Source organism: Streptomyces blastmyceticus (assembly GCF_039521185.1).
Taxonomy (GTDB): domain Bacteria; phylum Actinomycetota; class Actinomycetes; order Streptomycetales; family Streptomycetaceae; genus Streptomyces; species Streptomyces blastmyceticus.
Genome location: NZ_BAAABW010000027.1, coordinates 38,481 through 59,970, shown reverse-complemented (window position 1 = coordinate 59,970; position 21,490 = coordinate 38,481). Strand labels below are relative to the sequence as shown.

General features: G+C 73.1%; 1 protein-coding gene. It reads left to right on the top strand.

Going from position 1 to position 21,490, the window contains the following annotated elements:
• The first annotated feature begins 41 nt into the window (after positions 1-41).
• Entirely contained in the window at positions 42-21,443 is a 21,402-nt protein-coding gene (locus ABD269_RS27385; protein ID WP_344122124.1) for a type I polyketide synthase, read from the top strand.
• Positions 21,444-21,490 lie beyond the last annotated feature (47 nt).

Below are 21,490 nucleotides of genomic sequence, written 5' to 3'. Positions count from 1 at the left end.
TTTCGGAACTCTTAAGTCTTAAGTACGTGGGGATGGCGTAAATGGCTGTGGCGAACGAGGAGAAGTACCTCGACTACCTCAAGCGGGCGACGACCGATCTGCGCGAAGCGCGTCGGCGGCTGCGCGAGGTGGAGGAGCGGGAGCAGGAGCCCATCGCCATCGTGGCGATGAGCTGCCGCTACCCGGGCGGGGTCCGCACCCCCGAGGAGCTGTGGGAGCTGGTGGCCCGCGGTGGCGACGCGGTCTCGCCGTACCCCGTCAACCGCGGCTGGGGCGAGGATGTGCTCTTCGACCCCGACCCGGAGACCGGGCACGAGGAGTATGTCCGCGAGGGCGGCTTCCTGCACGACGCCGCCGACTTCGACCCGGCGTTCTTCGGCATATCGCCGCGCGAGGCCCTCGCCATGGACCCCCAGCAGCGACTGCTGCTGGAGACCACCTGGGAGGCGTTCGAGCGCGCCGGCATCGACCCGGGCGCGCTGCGCGGCAGCAAGACCGGCGTCTTCGCCGGCCTCATGTACCACGACTACGCCTCCCGGCTGTACTCGGCGCCCGAGGACGTCGAGGGCTTCCTCGGCAACGGCAGCACCGGCTCCATCGCCTCCGGCCGGGTGTCCTACACCTTCGGCCTGGAGGGCCCGGCCGTCACCATCGACACGGCCTGCTCCTCGTCGCTGGTGGCCCTGCACCTGGCGGCGCAGGCGCTGCGCACCGGCGAGTGCACGCTCGCCCTCGCCGGCGGCGTCACCGTCATGTCCACCCCCGGCACCTTCACCGAGTTCAGCCGCCAGCGCGGCCTGGCCATCGACGGCCGCTGCAAGTCCTTCGCGGCGGCCGCCGACGGCACCGGCTGGGGCGAGGGCGTCGGCATGCTGCTCCTGGAGCGGCTCTCCGACGCCCGCAAGAACGGTCACCCGGTGCTGGCCCTGGTCCGCGGCTCGGCCGTCAACCAGGACGGCGCCAGCAGCGGCCTGACGGCGCCCAACGGCCCGTCCCAGCAGCGCGTCATCCGCCAGGCCCTGGCCGGCGCCCGGCTCTCCGCCGCGCAGATCGACGCCGTCGAGGCGCACGGCACGGGCACCACCCTGGGCGACCCGATCGAGGCCCAGGCGCTGCTCGCCACCTACGGCCGCAACCGCGAGGCCGACCAGCCGCTGTGGCTCGGCTCCGTCAAGTCCAACATCGGCCACACCCAGGCCGCGGCCGGTGTCGCCGGCATCATCAAGATGGTCATGGCGATGCGCCACGGCGTGCTGCCCAAGACCCTGCACGTCGACGAGCCCGCCACCGACGTCGACTGGACGGCCGGTGCCGTCGAGCTGCTGACCGAGGCCCGCCCGTGGCCCGAGACCGGCGCGCCGCGCCGCGCCGCCGTCTCCTCGTTCGGCATCAGCGGCACCAACGCCCACACGGTGCTCGAGCAGGCCCCCGAGCCGGAGCCCGCCGACGCGCCGGAGGAGCCGGCCGCCGCGCTGCCGCTGTGGACCCTGTCGGCCAAGAACCGGCCCGCGCTGCGCGACCAGGCCGCCAACCTGCTGGCCCACCTGGCCGCGCACCCCGAGCAGTCCCTCACCGACCTCGGCCACTCCCTCGCCACCGGCCGCGCCGCCTTCGACCACCGTGCCGCGGTCGTCGCGGACGGACGCGAGGGCCTCGTACGGGCCCTGGAGGCGCTGACCCGCGACGAGCCCGCCGCCGGCCTGGTCGACGGGAAGGTCGCCACCGGCAGGTGCGCGTTCCTGTTCACCGGCCAGGGCAGCCAGCGGCTGGGCATGGGCCGTGAACTGTACGCCGCCTACCCTGCGTTCGCGGCGGCGCTGGACGCGGTCTGCGCCGAGCTGGACCAGCACCTTGAGCGCCCGCTGAAGGACGTGCTGTTCGGGGACGACGCCTCGGTCCTGGACCGTACGGCTTTCACCCAGCCCGCGCTGTTCGCGGTCGAGGTGGCGCTGTTCCGCCTCGTCGACGGCTGGGGGCTGAAGCCCGACTTCCTGTCCGGCCACTCGATCGGTGAGCTGGCCGCCGCGCATGTCGCGGGTGTCCTGTCGCTGGTGGACGCGGCGAAGCTGGTGGCGGCTCGTGGTCGTCTGATGCAGGCGCTGCCGTCCGGTGGCGCGATGATCGCGGTGCAGGCGTCGGAGGACGAGGTTCTTCCGCTGCTGACCGAGCGCGTGAGCATCGCCGCCGTGAACGGGCCGCAGTCCGTGGTCGTCGCGGGTGACGAGGACGCGGCTCTGGAGATCGCCGCCGCGTTCGAGGCGCAGGGTCGCAAGACCAAGCGTCTGACCGTCAGTCACGCGTTCCACTCGCCGCACATGGACGGCATGCTCGCCGACTTCCGGCGCGTCGCCGCAGGCCTGACCTACGCGGCCCCGCAGATCCCGATCGTCTCCAACCTGACCGGCGCCCTGGTCGCGGCCGACGAGATCCGGCTGCCGGACTTCTGGGTCCGCCACGTCCGGGAGGCCGTGCGCTTCCTCGACGGCGTCCGCGCCCTGGAGGCCCAGAACGTCACCACCTTCGTGGAGCTCGGCCCCGACGGTGTGCTCACCGCCATGGCACAGGACTGCCTGTCCCGCGAGGACGCCACCCTTGTGTCGGCGCTGCGCGCCGGCCGCCCGGAGCCGCACAGCCTGGCCACCGCCCTGGCGGGCGCCCACGTCCATGGCGTCTCCCCGGACTGGCACGCGGTCTTCGCCGGCACCGGCGCCGCCCGCGTCGACCTTCCGCTGTACGCCTTCCAGCGCGAGACCTACTGGCTGGACACCGGCTACCTCACCGGCGACATGGCCTCCGCCGGCCTCGGCGCGGCGGACCACCCGCTGCTCGGCGCGGCCGTCTCCCTCGCCGACACCGACGGCTTCCTCTACACCGGGCGCCTCGCCCTCGACACGCACCCGTGGCTGGCCGATCACGCGGTGGCGGGTTCGGTGCTGTTGCCGGGTACGGCTTTTGTGGAGCTGGCGATCCGTGCCGGTGACCAGGTCGGCTGTGACCTGTTGGAGGAGTTGACGCTGGAGGCGCCGTTGGTGCTTCCGGAGGACGGCGGGGTTCAGCTTCAGCTGTCCGTGGGTGCGCCGGACGCCTCCGGCCGCCGCACGCTCGCGGTGTACTCCCGCGACGAGGACGCGGCCGCCGACGAGCCGTGGCTGCGACACGCTTCGGGCGTGCTGGCCATGGCCGTTGTGGCGCCCTCGCACGACCTGTCCGTATGGCCGCCGACAGGGGCGGTCCCGCTCCCCGTTGAAGGTCTGTACGAGGGTCTGGCGGAGGCCGGGCTCGTCTACGGTCCCGTGTTCCAGGGCCTGAAGTCGGCCTGGCGCCTGGGCGACGAGGTGTTCGCGGAGCTAGAGCTGCCAGAGGAGGCGGCGGCGGACGCGGGTCTGTTCGGGCTGCATCCGGCGCTGTTGGACTCGGCGCTGCACGCGGTGGGCCTCGGTGGTCTGACCAACGGTGAGGACGGGGCGCGGCTGCCGTTCGCGTGGTCGGGTGTCTCGCTGCACGCTGTGGGTGCCTCGGTGCTGCGCGTGCGGCTGGCCTCCGCCGGTGCGGAAGGTGTGTCGCTGGCGGTCGCCGACGGCGCGGGCCGTGCCGTACTGACCGTGGACTCCCTGGTGCTCCGCCCCGTTTCCGTCGAGCAGATCGACGGCGCGGCGCGCGGCGCACGACAGGACTCGCTCTTCCGGCTCGACTGGGCCGAGGTGTCCGCCACCGCCCCTGCGGGCGGCGGCCGTTGGGCACTGCTGGGCTCCGACGAGCTGAACCTGGCGGCGACCGCCGGTGAGCGCCTCGACGCCCACGCCGACCTGACCGCGCTGACCGAGGCGATCGCCGCGGGTACGCCCGCACCGGACGAGGTGCTGGTCACCTTCGCACCCGGCACCGAAACCGACCCCATGGCGGTGCACGCCGCCGCGCGACGGGCGCTGGCCCTGGTCCAGGCATACCTGGCCGACGAGCGCCTCGCGGACTCCCGGCTGGTGGTGCTGACCTCCGGCGCGGTGGCCGCCGACGCGGACGGGTCCGTGTCCGACCTGGCGAACTCCGCCGTCTGGGGCCTGGTGCGCTCCGCCGAGTCGGAGAACCCCGGGCGCTTCGTCCTGATCGACCTCGAAGGCGAGGACGCGACGCGCGCCCTCCCCGCCGCACTCGCCTCCGGCGAACCGCAACTCGCAGTGCGCGAAGGCACGCTGCGCGCGCCGCGCCTGGCCCGCGCGACGGTGCCGGCGGCCGACGCGGACGCCGAGCGCTTCGACGCCGACGGCACGGTGCTGGTCACCGGCGCGAGCGGCACTCTCGGCGGCCTGTTCGCCCGCCACCTGGTCACCGAGCGCGGCGTGCGCCATCTGTTGCTGGTGAGCCGGCGCGGTGTGGCCGCTCCGGGTGCGGAGGAGCTCGCGGCCGAACTCGGCGCTCTGGGTGCCGAGGTGACGTGGGCGGCGTGTGATGTGGCCGACCGCGAGGCGCTGGCCGATGTCATCGGGACGATCCCGGCGGAGCGTCCGCTGACCGGTGTGGTGCACACGGCCGGTGTGCTGGACGACGGTGTGATCGGCTCGCTGACCGGCGAGCGGCTCGACGCGGTGCTGCGTCCGAAGGTGGACGCGGCGTGGAACCTGCACGAGCTGACCCAGGGCCTGGACCTGTCCGCGTTCGTGCTGTTCTCCTCCGCAGCCGGCGTGTTCGGTGGCGCGGGCCAGGCCAACTACGCGGCCGCCAACGCCTTCCTGGACGCACTCGCCGCGCACCGCCGCGCCGCCGGCCTGCCCGCGAGCTCGCTCGCCTGGGGCCTGTGGGCCGCCGAGGCCGGCGGCATGGCCGGGGAACTGGACGAGGCCGACGTCTCCCGGATGAACAGGGCCGGCGTCGCCGCCCTGTCCTCGGCCGAAGGACGGGAGCTCTTCGACGCCTCCGCCCGTACGGGAGAAGCCCTGCTGGTGCCGGTGCGGCTGGACCTCGCGGCCGTACGCGCCCAGGCCGCCTCCTCGGGTGCCGTCGCCCCGCTGCTGCGCGGCCTGGTGCGGGTGCAGAACCGCCGTACGGCGCAGGGCGCGGCCCCCTCGGGCGCGCTGGCACAGCGGCTGGCCGGGCTGGGCGAGGCCGAGCGCCTCGACGTACTGCTGGAGCTGGTCCGCACCCAGGTCGCCGCCGTGCTGGGCCACGGCTCCGGCGACGCGGTGGACCCCGAGAGCGCCTTCCGCGACCTGGGCTTCGACTCGCTGACCGCCGTCGAGCTGCGCAACCGCATGAACGCCGTCACCGGCATGCGGCTGCCCGCCACCCTGGTCTTCGACTACCCGACCTCCGAGGTGCTCGCCCGCCACCTGCGCGACGAGCTGACCGGCTCCGCCGACCGGGCGGGCGCCGTGACGCGCACCGCCGCGGCCGACGACGAGCCGATCGCCATCGTCGCCATGAGCTGCCGCTACCCCGGTGACGTCCGTACGCCCGAGGAGCTGTGGCAGCTCCTCGTCGACGGCCAGGACGCCATCTCCGGGTTCCCGGCCGACCGCGGCTGGGAACTGGACGCCCTCTACCACCCCGACCCGGAGCACCCCGGGACCAGCTACACCCGCGAGGGCGGCTTCCTGCACGACGCCGCCGACTTCGACCCCACCTTCTTCGGCATATCGCCGCGCGAAGCGCTCGCCACCGACCCGCAGCAGCGACTGCTGCTGGAGACGTCCTGGGAGGCGTTCGAGCGCGCGGGCATCGACCCGGTGACGCTGCGCGGCAGCCGCACCGGCGTCTTCGCCGGTGTCATGTACCACGACTACGCCACGCTGGTGGAGCAGGCCCCGGACGGTGGCGGCGAAGGCGCCCTCGGCTCCGGCAGCACCGGCTCCATCGCCTCCGGCCGGGTGGCCTACACCTTCGGCCTCGAAGGCCCCGCCGTCACCATCGACACGGCCTGCTCCTCGTCGCTGGTCGCCCTGCACTGGGCCATCCAGGCGCTGCGCACCGGTGAATGCGAACTCGCCCTGGCCGGCGGCGTGACCGTGATGGCCACCCCCGGCACCTTCGTGGGCTTCAGCCGCCAGGGCGGCCTGTCCGCCGACGGCCGCTGCCGCGCCTTCTCCGCCGACGCCGACGGTACGGGCTGGGGCGAGGGCGTGGGCATGCTGCTCGTCGAGCGGCTCTCCGACGCGCAGAAGAACGGTCACCCGGTCCTCGCGATCGTGCGTGGCAGCGCGATCAACCAGGACGGTGCGAGCAATGGTCTGACGGCGCCGAACGGTCCGTCGCAGCAGCGCGTCATCCGGCAGGCTCTGGCCAGTGCGGGTATCTCGGCCGCCGAGGTCGACGTGGTCGAGGCGCACGGTACGGGCACCACTCTGGGCGACCCGATCGAGGCGCAGGCGCTGCTGGCCACCTACGGCCAGGAGCGGGACGGGGACCGGCCGCTGTGGCTGGGCTCCATCAAGTCCAACCTGGGCCACACGCAGGCCGCCGCCGGTGTCGCCGGCGTCATCAAGATGGTGCTGGCCATGCAGCACGGCGTGCTGCCGCAGACCCTGCACGTGGACCAGCCCTCCCCGCACGTCGACTGGACGGCGGGCGCGGTCTCGCTGTTGACCGAGTCGGTGGAGTGGCCGGAGACCGGCCGCCCGCGTCGGGCCGCGGTCTCGTCCTTCGGCATCAGTGGCACCAACGCGCACACGATCATCGAGCAGGCCCCGGCCGAAGCCGTCGACGCCACCGCCCCGGCGGTGACCGACGAGACCCCGGCCACCGGTGTCGGCGTGATCCCCTGGACCCTCTCCGGCCGCAGCGCGGACGCACTGCGCGCCCAGGCCGAGCGCCTCCTCGCCCACGTCACCGGCCACGCCGAGCTCAGCCCCCATGCCCTCGGGCACTCCCTCGCCACCGGCCGGACCGCCTTCGACCACCGCGCCGTCGTCTTCGCCGACGACCGCGCAGAGCTGCTCTCCGGTCTCGAAGCCCTCGCCGAGGGCCGCAACGCGGCCCCGGGCCTGGTGACGGGCTCGGTGACGAGCGGAAAGACGGCGTTCCTTTTCACGGGTCAGGGCAGCCAGCGGCTGGGTATGGGGCGTGAGTTGTACGACGCGTTCCCGGTGTTCGCGGCGGCGCTGGACGCGGTCTGTGCCGAGCTGGACGCGCATCTCGAACGGCCGCTGAAGGACGTGCTGTTCGGGGGCGACGCTTCGGTGCTGGATCGGACGGCTTTCACTCAGCCTGCGTTGTTCGCGGTCGAGGTGGCGTTGTTCCGTCTCGTCGAGGCGTGGGGCGTCAAGGCGGACTTCCTCTCCGGTCATTCGATCGGTGAGCTGGCCGCCGCGCATGTGGCTGGGGTGCTGTCCCTTGCTGATGCTTCCAAGCTGGTGGCCGCACGCGGTCGCCTGATGCAGGAGCTTCCGGCCGGTGGCGCGATGATCGCGGTGCAGGCGTCGGAAGACGAGGTGCTGCCGCTGCTGACCGAAGGTGTCAGCATTGCCGCTCTCAACGGCCCTGCATCCGTGGTGATCGCGGGTGACGAGGACGCGGCGCTTGAGATCGCTTCGGCTTTCGAGGCGCAGGGTCGTAAGACCAAGCGTCTGACGGTCTCGCACGCCTTCCACTCGCCGCGCATGGACGGCATGTTGGAGGACTTCCGCACGGTCGCCGAGGGCCTGTCGTACGAAGCCCCGCGCATCCCGATCGTCTCCAACCTCACCGGCGCGCTGGTCTCCGCCGAGGAGATCACCGACCCGGAGTTCTGGGTCCGCCACGTCCGCGAGGCCGTCCGCTTCCTCGACGGCATCCGCGCCCTGGAGGCCCAGAACGTCACCACCTTCGTGGAGCTGGGCCCCGACGGTGTGCTCACCGCCATGGCGCAGGAGTGCGCCCAGGGCGAGAACGTCGCGTTCGTCTCCGCGCTGCGCAAGGACCGTGGCGAGGCCGGGTCGGTGGTGGCGGCCGTGGCCCGGGCGCACGTCCGTGGTGTGAAGGTGGACTGGGCGGCGTTCTTCGCGGGGACGGGTGCCGCGCGGGTCGACCTGCCGACGTACGCCTTCCAGCGCGAGCGCTACTGGCCGGAGGTCCCGACGTCCCGTGCCGGTGGCACGGCCGGTCTCGGTCTGGCGACGGTCGAGCACCCGCTGGTGGGTGCCTCGGTGCAGCTGGCCGGTGGCGAAGAGCTGTTGCTGACCGGCCGGATCGGTCTGGACACGCACTCATGGCTGGCCGATCACGCGGTGGCGGGTTCGGTGCTGTTGCCGGGTACGGCTTTTGTGGAGCTGGCGATCCGGGCCGGTGACCAGGTCGGTTGCGATCTGTTGGAGGAGTTGACGCTGGAGGCGCCGTTGGTGCTTCCGGAGAGCAGCGGGGTGCAGCTTCAGCTGTCCGTGGGCGCGCCGGACGCCTCCGGCCGCCGCACGCTGGCGGTCTACTCCCGCGACGAGCAGGCCGAGGCGGGCGAGCCGTGGCTGCGGCACGCTTCGGGTGTCCTGGCCTCGGGCGCCGCGACGCCGTCCTACGACCTGTCGGCGTGGCCGCCGGCGGGGGCGAACCCGCTGTCCGTCGAGGGTCTGTACGAGGGTCTGGCCGAGGTCGGGCTTGTCTACGGTCCGGTGTTCCAGGGCCTGAGGTCGGCCTGGCGCTTGGGCGATGAGGTGTTCGCGGAGCTGGAGCTGCCCGAGGAGGCGGCGGATGCGGGTCTGTTCGGGCTGCATCCGGCGCTGTTGGACTCGGCGCTCCACGCGGTGGGTCTCGGCGGTCTGATCGATGGTGGGGACGGGGCGCGGTTGCCGTTCGCGTGGTCGGGTGTCTCGCTGCATGCCGTGGGTGCCTCGGTGCTGCGCGTTCGGCTGGCCTCCGCCGGTGCGGAGGGTGTGTCGCTGGCGGTCGCCGACGGCGCGGGTCGTGCCGTACTGACGGTGGACTCGCTGGTGCTCCGCCCCGTTTCCGTCGAGCAGATCAGCGGCGCGGCGCGTGGCGCACGGCAGGACTCGCTCTTCCGACTGGACTGGGTGGAGGTCCTCGCGACTGTCTCCTCCGCCCCCGTGCCGCAGAGCCGTTGGGCGGCCCTGGGCTCTACCGAGCTGCTGCGTCGCGTGGTCGGTGACCAGGTCGCGGCCTACGCGGATCTGGCCGGGCTGACGGCGTCCGTGGAGCCCGGCGAGGCCCCGGAGTTCGTCTTCGTGGCACCGCCCGCCGCTGTCGGCGAGGGGGTCGCGGCCGCCACGCACACCGCGACGGCCGACACGCTCGCCCTGGTCCAGGAGTGGCTGGCCGACGAGCGCTTCGCCGACTCCCGCCTGGTGGTGCTCACTTCGGGAGCGGTGGCCACCGGCCCGGGTGAGCCGGTGACGGATCTTTCGGGTGCGGCGGTGTGGGGTCTGGTGCGCTCCGCAGAGTCGGAGAACCCCGGGCGTTTCGTCCTCGTCGACATCGACGACCGCGACGAATCGGTCCGGATCCTGCCCACTGCGCTGACCTCCGGTGAGTCGCAGCTCGCCCTCCGTACGGGCGCGGTGCGCATGCCCCGTCTGGCCCGGTCCGTCGCCGCCGCCGAGCCGGTGCGGGAGTTCGTGGCCGACGGCACGGTGCTGGTGACGGGTGCGAGTGGTTCGCTGGGCGGTCTGGTGGCCCGGCATCTGGTGGCGGAGCGCGGTGTGCGTCACCTGTTGCTGGTGAGCCGTCGTGGTGGTGCCGCTCCGGGTGCGGAGGAGCTCGCGGCCGAACTCGGCGCTATGGGCGCCGAGGTGACATGGGCCGCGTGTGACGTGGCCGACCGGGATGCGCTCGCCGATGTCATCGGGACGATCCCGGCGGAGCGTCCGCTGACCGGTGTGGTGCACACGGCCGGTGTGCTGGACGACGGCACGATCGGCTCGCTGACGCCGGAGCGGTTGGCGAAGGCGCTGCGTCCGAAGGTGGATGCGGCGTGGAACCTGCACGAGCTGACCCAGGACCTGGATCTCTCGGCTTTTGTGCTGTTCTCTTCGGCGGCTGGTGTGTTCGGCAATGCCGGGCAGGGCAACTACGCCGCTGCCAACGCCTTCTTGGATGCTCTGGCTCAGTACCGCAGGGCTGCTGGTCTGGCTGCCTCTTCCCTCGCGTGGGGTCTGTGGGCGGACGAGGCCGGCATGGCGGGTGAGCTGGCCGAGGCCGATGTGTCGCGGATGAGCCGTGGTGGTGTGGATGCGCTGACGGCTGCGGAGGGCCTGGAGCTCTTCGACGCGTCCGGCCGCGACGCCGAGGCCGTGCTGGTCCCGATGCGGCTCGACCTGGCCGCGCTGCGCGCCCAGGCGGCCAACGGAGCGCTGCCCGTTCTGCTCAGCGGACTCGTTCGGGTGCCCGCGCGGCGTGCCGCCGAGGGTGCGACGGCGTCCGGCGCCCTCGCACGGCGACTGATCGGGCTGGGGGAGGCCGAGCAGCTCGGCATGCTGCTGGAGCTGGTGCGTACGCAGGTGGCCACCGTGCTCGGATACGCGGGCGCGGCGTCGGTCGAGGCCGAGCGTTCCTTCCGCGAGCTGGGCTTTGATTCGCTGACGGCGGTGGAGCTGCGGAATCTGTTGGGTGGGGTGACGGAGCTGCGGTTGCCGGCGACGTTGGTCTTCGACTATCCGACGCCGGTGGTGCTTGCGGAGTTCTTGCGTGCCGAGCTGGTGGGTGCGGTGGCGGCTGTTGCCGGTCCGGTGGTGGTGGCGGCTGTTGATGACGAGCCGATTGCGATCGTGGGTCTGGGTTGCCGTTATCCGGGTGGTGTGGAGTCGCCGGAGGACTTGTGGCGGTTGGTGATGGAGGGCCGGGACGCGATCTCGGAGTTCCCTGCCGACCGTGGCTGGGACTTGGACGCGCTTTATCACGAGGATCCTGATCACGCGGGTACGAGCTATGCCCGTGAGGGTGGTTTCGTCACCGAGGCGGGTTACTTCGACCCCGGTTTCTTCGGGATTTCGCCGCGCGAGGCGCTTGCGATGGACCCGCAGCAGCGGTTGCTGCTGGAGACGTCGTGGGAGGCTTTTGAGCGTGCGGGTATCGACCCGGGTGTGCTGCGTGGCAGCCGTACCGGTGTCTTCGCCGGCGTCATGTACCACGACTACGCCTCGCTGCTGGAGCGGGTGCCCGAGGGTGTCGAAGGCTTCCTCGGCACTGGCAACGCGGCGAGTGTGATCTCGGGTCGGCTGGCTTATACGTTCGGGCTGGAGGGTCCGGCGGTCACCATCGACACGGCGTGCTCTTCGTCTCTGGTCGCCCTGCACCTGGCTGTTCAGGCGTTGCGCAATGGTGAGTGTGAGCTGGCGCTTGCCGGTGGTGTGACCGTGATGGCGACTCCGGCGGCGTTCGTGGAGTTCAGCCGCCAGCGTGGTCTGGCGGCGGATGGTCGGTGCAAGGCGTTCTCCGCCGACGCGGACGGCACGGGTTGGTCCGAGGGCGCGGGCATGCTGCTCGTGGAGCGGCTCTCCGACGCCCGTAAGAACGGCCACCAGGTGCTGGCGGTCGTGCGCGGCAGCGCGATCAACCAGGACGGCGCGAGCAACGGCCTGACCGCCCCCAACGGCCCGTCCCAGCAGCGCGTCATCCGGCAGGCCCTGGCCAACGCCGGTCTGTCGGCCGCCGAGGTCGACGCGGTCGAGGCGCACGGCACCGGCACCACCCTGGGCGACCCGATCGAGGCGCAGGCCCTCCTGGCCACCTACGGCCAGGAGCACGCCCCTGAACAGCCGCTCTACCTGGGCTCTTTCAAGTCGAACGTGGGTCACACCCAGGCCGCCGCCGGTGTCGGCGGCATCATCAAGATGGTCATGGCGATGCGTCACGGTGTGCTGCCGAAGACGCTGCATGTGGATGAGCCGTCCCCGCACATCGACTGGTCGGCGGGCGAGGTCTCGTTGCTCGCGGACGCGGTGGAGTGGCCGGAGACCGGCCGTCCGCGTCGGGCCGCGGTGTCGTCCTTCGGCTTCAGCGGCACCAACGCGCACACCATCATCGAGCAGGCCCCGGTGGACGAGTCGGTCCCGGCCGGGACCGAGGCCGCTCCGGTGGCCGACACGGGCGTGCTGCCCTGGACCCTCTCGGCGAAGACGGCCGACGCGCTGCGCGCCCAGGCCGACCGGCTCCGCGGTCACCTCACGGACCGTACGGACGTCGCCCCCGCCGACCTCGGCTACTCCCTGGCGACCACCCGCGCCGCCCTGGACCACCGCGCCGTGCTGGTGGCCCGGGACCACGCCGGATTCCTGACCGCCCTGGACGCCCTCGCCGAGGGCCGCAACGCGGCCCCGGGCCTGGTGACGGGCTCCGCGAACGGCGGAAAGACGGCGTTCCTGTTTACCGGCCAGGGCAGCCAGCGGCTGGGCATGGGGCGTGAGTTGTACGCCGCGTTCCCGGTGTTCGCGGAGGCGCTGGACGCGGTCTGCGACGAGCTGGATCAGCACCTGGAGCAGCCGCTGAAGACTGTGGCCTTCGGTGACGATGCCGAGCTGCTGAACCAGACCGGCTGCACCCAGCCCGCGCTGTTCGCCGTCGAGGTGGCGCTGTTCCGTCTGGTCGAGTCGTGGGGTGTGAAGGCGGACTTCCTCTCCGGTCACTCGATCGGCGAGCTGGCCGCTGCGCATGTGGCGGGGGTGCTGTCCCTTGCTGATGCTTCCAAGCTGGTGGCCGCGCGCGGTCGCCTGATGCAGGAGCTTCCGGCCGGTGGCGCGATGATCGCGGTCGAGGCGTCGGAGGACGAGGTTCTGCCGCTGCTGACCGAGCGGGTGAGCATCGCGGCCCTCAACGGCCCGCGGTCCGTGGTGATCGCGGGTGACGAGGACGCGGCGCTGGAGATCGCGGCCGGTTTCGAAGCGCAGGGTCGCAAGACCAAGCGCCTCACCGTCAGCCACGCCTTCCACTCGCCGCGTATGGACGGCATGTTGGAGGACTTCCGAACGGTCGCCGAGGGCCTGACGTACGAGGCCCCGCGCATCCCGATCGTCTCCAACCTCACTGGCGCACTGGTCTCCGCCGAGGAGATCACCAGCCCCGACTTCTGGGTGCGGCACGTCCGTGAGGCCGTCCGCTTCCTCGACGGCATCCGCGCCCTGGAGGAGCACGGCGTCACCACCTTCGTGGAGCTGGGTCCCGACGGGGTCCTCACCGCCATGGCGCAGGAGTGCGTCACCGGCGACGAGGCAGCCTTCGCGGCGGTGCTGCGGGCCGGTCGCCCGGAGGCGGAGTCGTTGGTGGCGGCCGTGGCCCGGGCGTACGTCCGTGGCCTCGCGGTGGACTGGGCGGCGTACTTCGCCGGGGCCGGTGCCGCACGGGTCGACCTGCCGACGTACGCCTTCCAGCGGAAGTGCTACTGGCCGGAGGTCCCGACGTCCCGCGTCGGCGGCACGGCCGGCCTGGGTCTCGGCTCGGTCGAACACCCGCTGGTGGGTGCCGTGGTGCAGCTGGCCGGTGGCGAAGAGCTGCTGCTGACCGGCCGGGTCGGTCTGGACACCCACCCGTGGCTCGCCGACCACGCGGTCATGGGCTCGGTACTCCTGCCGGGTACGGCTTTTGTGGAGCTGGCGATCCGTGCCGGTGACCAGGTCGGCTGCGACCTGTTGGAGGAACTGACGCTGGAGGCGCCGCTGGTGCTTCCGGAGGACGGCGGGGTTCAGCTCCAGCTGTCCGTGGGTGCGCCGGACTCTTCCGGCCGCCGCTCGCTCGCGGTGTACTCCCGTGACGAGGACGCGGCCTCCGACGTGCCGTGGCTGCGGCACGCCTCCGGCCTGCTGGCGGATGGTGCGCCCGCGCCCGCCTTCGACCTGGGCGTATGGCCGCCCGCCGGTGCGGAGCGGGTCGAGGCCGAGGGGCTCTACGACGGCCTGGCGGAGACCGGTCTGGCCTACGGTCCGGTGTTCCGCGGGCTGAGGTCGGCCTGGCGGCTGGGCGACGAGGTGTTCGCCGAGCTGGAGCTGGCGGAGGAGGCGCGCGGCGACGCGGGTCTGTTCGGGCTGCATCCGGCGCTGTTGGACTCGGCGCTCCACGCGGTGGGCCTCGGCGGTCTGATCGATGGTGGGGACGGGGCGCGGCTGCCGTTCGCGTGGTCGGGTGTCTCACTGCACGCAGTGGGCGCCTCGGTGCTGCGCGTCCGGCTCTCCGCCACCGGCGCGGAAGGCGTGTCGCTCGCTGTCGCCGACGGCGCGGGCCGTGCCGTACTGACCGTGGACTCCCTGGTGCTCCGCCCCGTCTCCGCCGACCAGATCGACGGCGCGGCGCGCGGCGGACGACAGGACTCGCTCTTCCGGCTCGACTGGGCCGAGGTGTCCGCCACCGTCACCACCTCCGTTTCCGTGGACGACCGTTGGGCGGTACTCGGCACCGACGTCTTCGGGGTGACCACCGCCTACCCGGCGATTCCGGTCCACCCGGCGCTGACGGCGCTGACTGAGACAGGCGCGGCGGCACCACGCGAGGTGCTGTTCACCTGCACGGCCGACGCCGACAGCGGCGCCGCCGCCGTGCACCGGGCCGCCGCCGAGGCGCTCGCCCTGGTGCAGGAGTGGCTGGCCGACGAGCGGTTCGCCGACTCCCGGCTGGTCCTGCTGACCCGGGGAGCCGTCGCCACCGGCACCGACGAGCCGGTGGCGGATCTCCCGGGCGCGGCGGTCTGGGGCCTGGTGCGCTCCGCCCAGTCCGAGAACCCCGGGCGTTTCGTCCTCGTCGACCTCGACGGTACGAACGACTCGCTGCGCGCCCTCCCGGCGGCGCTGGCCTCCGACGAGCCGCAGCTCGCCCTGCGCGACGGCGCGCCGCGCGCCCCGCGCCTGACCCGAGCGCTTCCCGAAGCCGCCGATCCGGTGCGGGAGTTCGCGGCGGACGGCACGGTGCTGGTCACGGGCGCGAGCGGGACGCTGGGCGGTCTGGTGGCCCGGCACTTCGTCACCGAGCACGGCGTACGGCACCTGCTGCTGGTGAGCCGCCGAGGCGGGTCCGCTCCCGGTGCCGAGGAGCTCACGGCCGAACTGGGCGCCCTGGGCGCCGAGGTGACGTGGGCGGCCTGCGACGTCGCCGACCAGGACGCCCTCGCCGGTGTCCTCGCGGCGATCCCGGTGGAGCACCCGCTGACCGGTGTGGTGCACACGGCCGGTGTGCTGGACGACGGCACGATCGGCTCGCTCACCGCCGAGCGGCTGGCACACGTCTTCCGGCCCAAGGTGGACGCCGCCTGGAACCTGCACGAGCTCACCCGCGAGCTGGACCTCTCCGCTTTTGTGCTGTTCTCTTCGGCTGCCGGCGTGTTCGGCAATGCCGGGCAGGGCAACTACGCCGCCGCCAACGCCTTCCTGGACGCTCTCGCTCAGCACCGCAAGTCGCTGGGCCTGGCTGCCTCTTCCCTCGCGTGGGGTCTGTGGGCGGACGAGGCCGGCATGGCGGGCGAGCTGGCCGAGGCCGATGTGTCGCGGATGAGCCGGGGCGGTGTGGACGCGCTGACGGCCGCCGAGGGCCTGGAGCTCCTCGACGCGGCCGGGCGCAACACCGACGCCGTACTGATCCCCATGCGGCTCGACGTGCCCGCGCTGCGCGCCCGGGCAGCCTCCTCCGGTACGGTCGCGCCGCTGCTGCGCTCCCTGGTCCGCATCCCGGGCCGCCGTGCCGCCGAGGGCGCCGCGGCGTCCGGCGCGCTGGCCCAGCGGCTGGCCGGTCTGGGCGAGGCCGAGCAGCAGGGCGTCCTGCTGGAGCTGGTCCGCTCCCAGGTGGCCGCCGTACTCGGCCACAGCTCCACGGACGCCGTGGAACCGCACCACTCCTTCCGCGAGTTGGGCTTCGACTCGCTGACGGCGGTGGAGCTGCGGAATCTGCTGGGTGGGGTGACGGAGCTGCGTTTGCCGGCGACGTTGGTCTTCGACTATCCGACGCCGGTGGTGCTTGCGGAGTTCTTGCGTGCCGAGTTGGTGGGTGCGGTGGCGGATGTTGTCGGTCCGGTGGTCGTGGCGGCTGTCGATGACGAGCCGATTGCGATCGTGGGTCTGGGTTGCCGTTATCCGGGTGGTGTGGAGTCGCCGGAGGACTTGTGGCGGTTGGTGATGGAGGGCCGGGACGCGATCTCGGAGTTCCCGGCCGACCGTGGCTGGGACCTCGGCGCCCTCTACCACGCGGACCCCGACCACCCCGGCACCTCGTACACCCGCGAAGGCGGCTTCGTCGACGAGGCGGGCTACTTCGACCCGGCGTTCTTCGGCATCTCGCCGCGTGAGGCCCTCGCCATGGACCCGCAGCAGCGTCTGCTGCTGGAGACGTCCTGGGAGGCTTTTGAGCGTGCGGGTATCGACCCGGGTGTGCTGCGTGGCAGCCGTACCGGTGTCTTCGCCGGCGTCATGTACCACGACTACGCTTCCTCGGTCTCGGTCCTGCCGGAGGGCGTCGAGGGCTTCGTCGGCACCGGTAACGCGGCGAGTGTGATCTCGGGTCGGCTGGCTTATACGTTCGGGCTGGAGGGTCCGGCGGTCACCATCGACACGGCGTGCTCTTCGTCGCTGGTCGCGCTGCACCTGGCTGTTCAGGCGTTGCGCAATGGTGAGTGTGAGCTGGCGCTTGCCGGTGGTGTGACCGTGATGGCGACTCCGGCGCCGTTCGTCGAGTTCAGCCGCCAGCGCGGCTTGGCGGCCGATGGTCGGTGCAAGGCGTTCTCTGCCGACGCGGACGGCACGGGTTGGTCCGAGGGTGCGGGCATGCTCCTCGTCGAGCGGCTCTCCGACGCCCAGCGACACGGCCACCCGGTCCTCGCCGTGGTGCGCGGCAGCGCGATCAACCAGGACGGTGCGAGCAACGGCTTGACAGCCCCCAACGGTCCGTCGCAGCAGCGCGTCATCCGGCAGGCCCTGGCCAACGCCGGTCTGTCGGCCGCCGAGGTCGACGCGGTCGAGGCGCACGGCACCGGCACCACCCTGGGCGACCCGATCGAGGCGCAGGCCCTCCTGGCCACCTACGGCCAGGAGCACGCCCCCGAACAGCCGCTCTACCTGGGCTCCTTCAAGTCGAACGTGGGTCACACCCAGGCCGCCGCCGGTGTCGGCGGCATCATCAAGATGGTCATGGCGATGCGTCACGGTGTGCTGCCGAAGACGCTGCACGTCGACGAGCCGTCGCCCCACATCGACTGGTCGGCGGGCGAGGTCTCGTTGCTCGCGGACGCGGTGGAGTGGCCGGAGACCGGCCGTCCGCGCCGGGCCGCGGTGTCGTCCTTCGGCTTCAGCGGCACCAACGCGCACACCATCATCGAGCAGGCCCCGGTCACCGAGGAACAGACCGTGGCGCGCGCCACCGTGGCGCCGCCCGTCGTGGCGCTGCCGCTGTCGGCGAAGACGGCCGACGCGCTGCGCGCCCAGGCCGACCGGCTCCGCGGCCACCTCGCGGACCGTACGGACGTCGCCCCCGCCGACCTCGGCTACTCCCTGGCGACCACCCGCGCCACCCTCGACCACCGCGCCGTGGTCGTGGGTGCGGACCGTCAGGCCCTCGTAGCGGGTCTGGAGGCGCTGGCGCGCGGCGAGTCGGCCCCCGGCCTGGTGGACGGGTCCGTGGCCGACGGCAAGATCGCGTTCCTGTTCACGGGCCAGGGCAGCCAGCGGCTGGGCATGGGCCGTGAGCTGTACGCCGCCTACCCGGTCTTCGCGGAGGCGCTCGACGAGGTCTGCGACGAGCTGGACCGGCACCTGGAACAGCCGCTGAAGACCGTGGTCTTCGGCGACGACGCCGAGCTGCTGAACCAGACGCGGTACACCCAGCCCGCGCTGTTCGCCGTCGAGGTCGCGCTGTACCGCCTGGTGGAGGGCTGGGGTCTCACCCCCGACTACCTCTCCGGGCACTCCATCGGCGAGCTGGCCGCCGCGCACGTCGCCGGTGTGCTGTCGCTGGCGGACGCGGCGAAGCTGGTGGCCGCTCGTGGTCGCCTTATGCAGGAACTCCCCGCCGGCGGCGCCATGGTGGCCATCCAGGCGTCCGAGGAGGAGGTGCTCCCGCTGCTGACCGAGCGGGTGAGCATCGCCGCCCTCAACGGCCCGCAGTCGGTCGTGATCGCGGGTGACGAGGACGCGGCACTGGAGATCGCCGCCGCCTTCGAGGCGCAGGGCCGCAAGACCAAGCGCCTCACCGTCAGCCACGCCTTCCACTCGCCGCACATGGACGCCATGCTGGACGCCTTCCGGGCCGTGGCGGAGACCCTCACCTACGAGTCCCCGCGCATCCCGGTCGTCTCCAACCTGACCGGAGCCCTGGTCTCCGCCGAGGAGATCACCGACCCCGGCTTCTGGGTCCGCCACGTCCGCGAGGCCGTCCGCTTCCTCGACGGCATCCGCGCCCTGGAGGACCGGGGCGTCACCACCTTCATCGAGCTCGGCCCCGACGGAGTACTCACCGCCATGGCACAGGACTGCGCCACCGACCCCGACGGGGCGGCGTTCGCCGCCGCCCTGCGCACCGGACGCCCCGAGCCGGAGGCGCTCGCCGCCGCCGTCGCCCGGGCACAGGTCCGGGGCGTACCGGTGGACTGGGAGGCGTTCTACGCGAACACCGGCGCCCGCCGGATCGACGACCTGCCCACCTACCCGTTCCAGCGCCGCCGTTACTGGCTGGAGGCCCCGGCCGGCACCGTCGGCGACGTGGCCTCGGCCGGTCTGGGTTCGGCCGATCACCCGCTGCTGGGCGCGGCGGTCGACCTGCCCGACTCCGACGGCCGCCTCTTCACCGGACGGCTCTCGCTGCGCAGCCACCCCTGGCTGGCCGACCACACGGTCATGGACACGGTGCTGCTCCCCGGCACGGCGCTGGTGGAACTGGCCGTGCGCGCGGGCGACGAGGCCGGCTGCGACCTGCTGGAGGAGCTGACGCTGGAGGCGCCGCTGGTGCTCCCGGCGGACGGCGCCGTCCAGCTGCGGGTCACCGTCGGCGAGCCCGACGGGGCGGCCGGGCGGCGCGAACTGCACGTCTACTCCCGCCCGGAGGGCGCGGTCGACGAGCCGTGGACCCGGCACGCGGCCGGTGCGCTCGCGACCGCCGCTGCCGACGCCGCTCCGGTGGCCGTATCGGAGGAGTGGCCGCCGGCCGATGCCGAAGCCGTCGGGATCGACGACTTCTACGCCGCCTTCGCCGCCCTCGGCCTCGGCTACGGTCCCGTGTTCCAGGGGCTGCGCGCCGCCTGGCGCCGCGGCGACGAGGTGTTCGCCGAGGTCGCGCTGGGCGAGGCACAGCGGGACGAGGCCCGTGCGTACGGGCTGCACCCGGCCCTGCTGGACGCCGCGCTGCACGCGGTGGGCCTCGGTGGCTTCTTCGACGCGGAAGAGGACGCGGGGCGGGCCCGGCTGCCGTTCGCTTGGGACGGTGTCCGGCTGCACGCCGTCGGTGCGGCGGCGCTCCGGGTCCGGGTGTCCCCGGCCGGGACGGGCGCGGTCGCGCTGGCGATCGCCGACGAGGCGGGCGCGCCGGTCGGTTCGGTCGACTCGCTCGCGCTGCGGCCGCTCGACGCCGACCAGTTCACATCCGCCGGCGGCGCCCACCACGACGCGCTGTTCCGCATCGACTGGGCCCTCCTGCCCACGCCGGCCGCACCGCAGGCCGGGGAGACGCGTTCCTACGCGATCCTCGGCGGCGGTGAGCTGAAGGCGGCCGCCGCGCTCGAGGCGGCGGGCGTGCGTGCCGAGACGTACGAGAACACGGCGGCCCTCGCGGCGGCGGTGGACGCGGACGGCGCGGCGCCGGACGTGGTGCTGCTGCCGTGCCTGCCCGACCTGGGCACCGCCGGGGACGCCGCGGCCGCGGCGCACGCCGTCACCGGCCGGGTGCTGGCCCTCGTACGGGAGTGGATCGCCGACGAGCGGTTCGCCGACTCCCGCCTGGTGCTGCTGACCCGCGGCGCCGTGGCCGTACGCGACGCGGTGGCGGACGACGGCACCGAGGCCGAGCCGGTCGAGGACCTGGCGCACTCCGCCGCCTGGGGCCTGGTCCGCTCGGCGCAGGCCGAGCACCCGGGCCGGTTCGTCCTGGTCGACGTGGAGGCCGACAGCGACGCCGCGAACGGCCTGCTCAAGGAGCTGCCCGCCCTGCTGGCGACGGACGAGCCGCAGCTCGCGCTGCGCGCCGACGGCTGGCACGCCCCGCGCCTGGCGCGGGTGGCCCCGCTCGTGGAGGAGACCGTTCCGGACTTCGACGCGGCGGGCACCGTGCTGGTCACCGGCGCCAGTGGCACCCTGGGTGGGCTGCTGGCCCGGCACCTGGTGGCCGAGCGCGGCGTACGACACCTGCTGTTGACCAGCCGCCGGGGAGCGGAGGCGGAGGGTGCTACCGAACTCGCCGCGGAACTTGCCGAGTCCGGCGCACAGGTCACCTGGGCGGCGTGCGACGCGGCCGACCGCGAGGCCCTGGCCGCGCTGCTCGCCGCCGTCCCGGCCGAACACCCGCTGACCGCGGTCATCCACGCCGCCGGTGTGCTGGACGACGGCATCATCGAGTCGCTCACCCCGGAGCGCCTCGCGAAGGTGCTGCGCCCGAAGGTGGACGCGGCGTGGAACCTGCACGAGCTGACCCAGGACCTGGACCTGTCGGACTTCGTGCTGTTCTCCTCGGCCGCCGGTGTGTTCGGCAACCCGGGCCAGGGCAACTACGCGGCCGCCAACGCCTTCCTGGACGCCCTCGCCCAGCACCGGCGCGCCCGGCACCGCCCGGCCGTCTCACTGGCCTGGGGCCTGTGGGAGGACGAGGGCGGCATGGCCGCCACCCTCGCCGAGGCCGACCGGAAGCGGATGAACCGCGGCAGCATGGGGGCGCTCCGCAACGCGGAGGGCCTGGCCCTGTTCGACGTGGCCTGCCTCGCCGAGCACGCCCTGCTCATCCCCGCGGCGCTGGACATCGCGGCGCTGCGCGCCCAGTCCACGACCGGCGTGGCACCGCTGCTGCGCGGACTGATCCGCACCCCCGTACGGCGCGCCGCCGCCGGCGGCACGGCGGAGGCGGCCACGAGCGCCGTCGACCGGCTCGCGGGCATGTCCCCGGCCGAGCGGGACCGCTTCCTGCTCAACCTGGTCTGCGGCCAGGTGGCCACGGTGCTTGGCCACAGCGGTGCGGGCGCGATCGAACCCGGCGCGGCCTTCAAGGAGCTGGGCTTCGACTCGCTCACCGCCGTGGAGCTCCGCAACCGGCTCGGCGCGGCCACCGGCCTGCGGCTCCCCGCCACGCTGATCTTCGACTACCCGACCCCCGGGGCCCTCGCCGACCACCTGCGCGCGGCACTGCCGCAGGGCGACGGCGGCCCGTCCGTGTTCGGTGAACTCGACCGGCTGGAGGCCGCCCTGGCCGACGCCACGGACGACAGCGTCACCCGCTCGCGGATCACGATGCGCCTGCAGGCGCTGATGGCCAAGTGGAACGACGCCCTAGACATGACGACCGACGGTGACTCCGGTGACCACGACCTCGAATCGGCAACCGACGACGAGCTCTTCGACCTGCTCGACGACGAACTCGGCTCCTCCTGAACGGGAGCGTACTGAACCGATGAATACCTCCCCCCGCAAGGAGCCGA

Coding starts and splice junctions, on each gene's coding strand:
- ABD269_RS27385 (WP_344122124.1), top strand. CDS start 42: ATGGCTGTGGCGAACGAGGAGAAGTACCTCGACTACCTCAAGCGGGCG.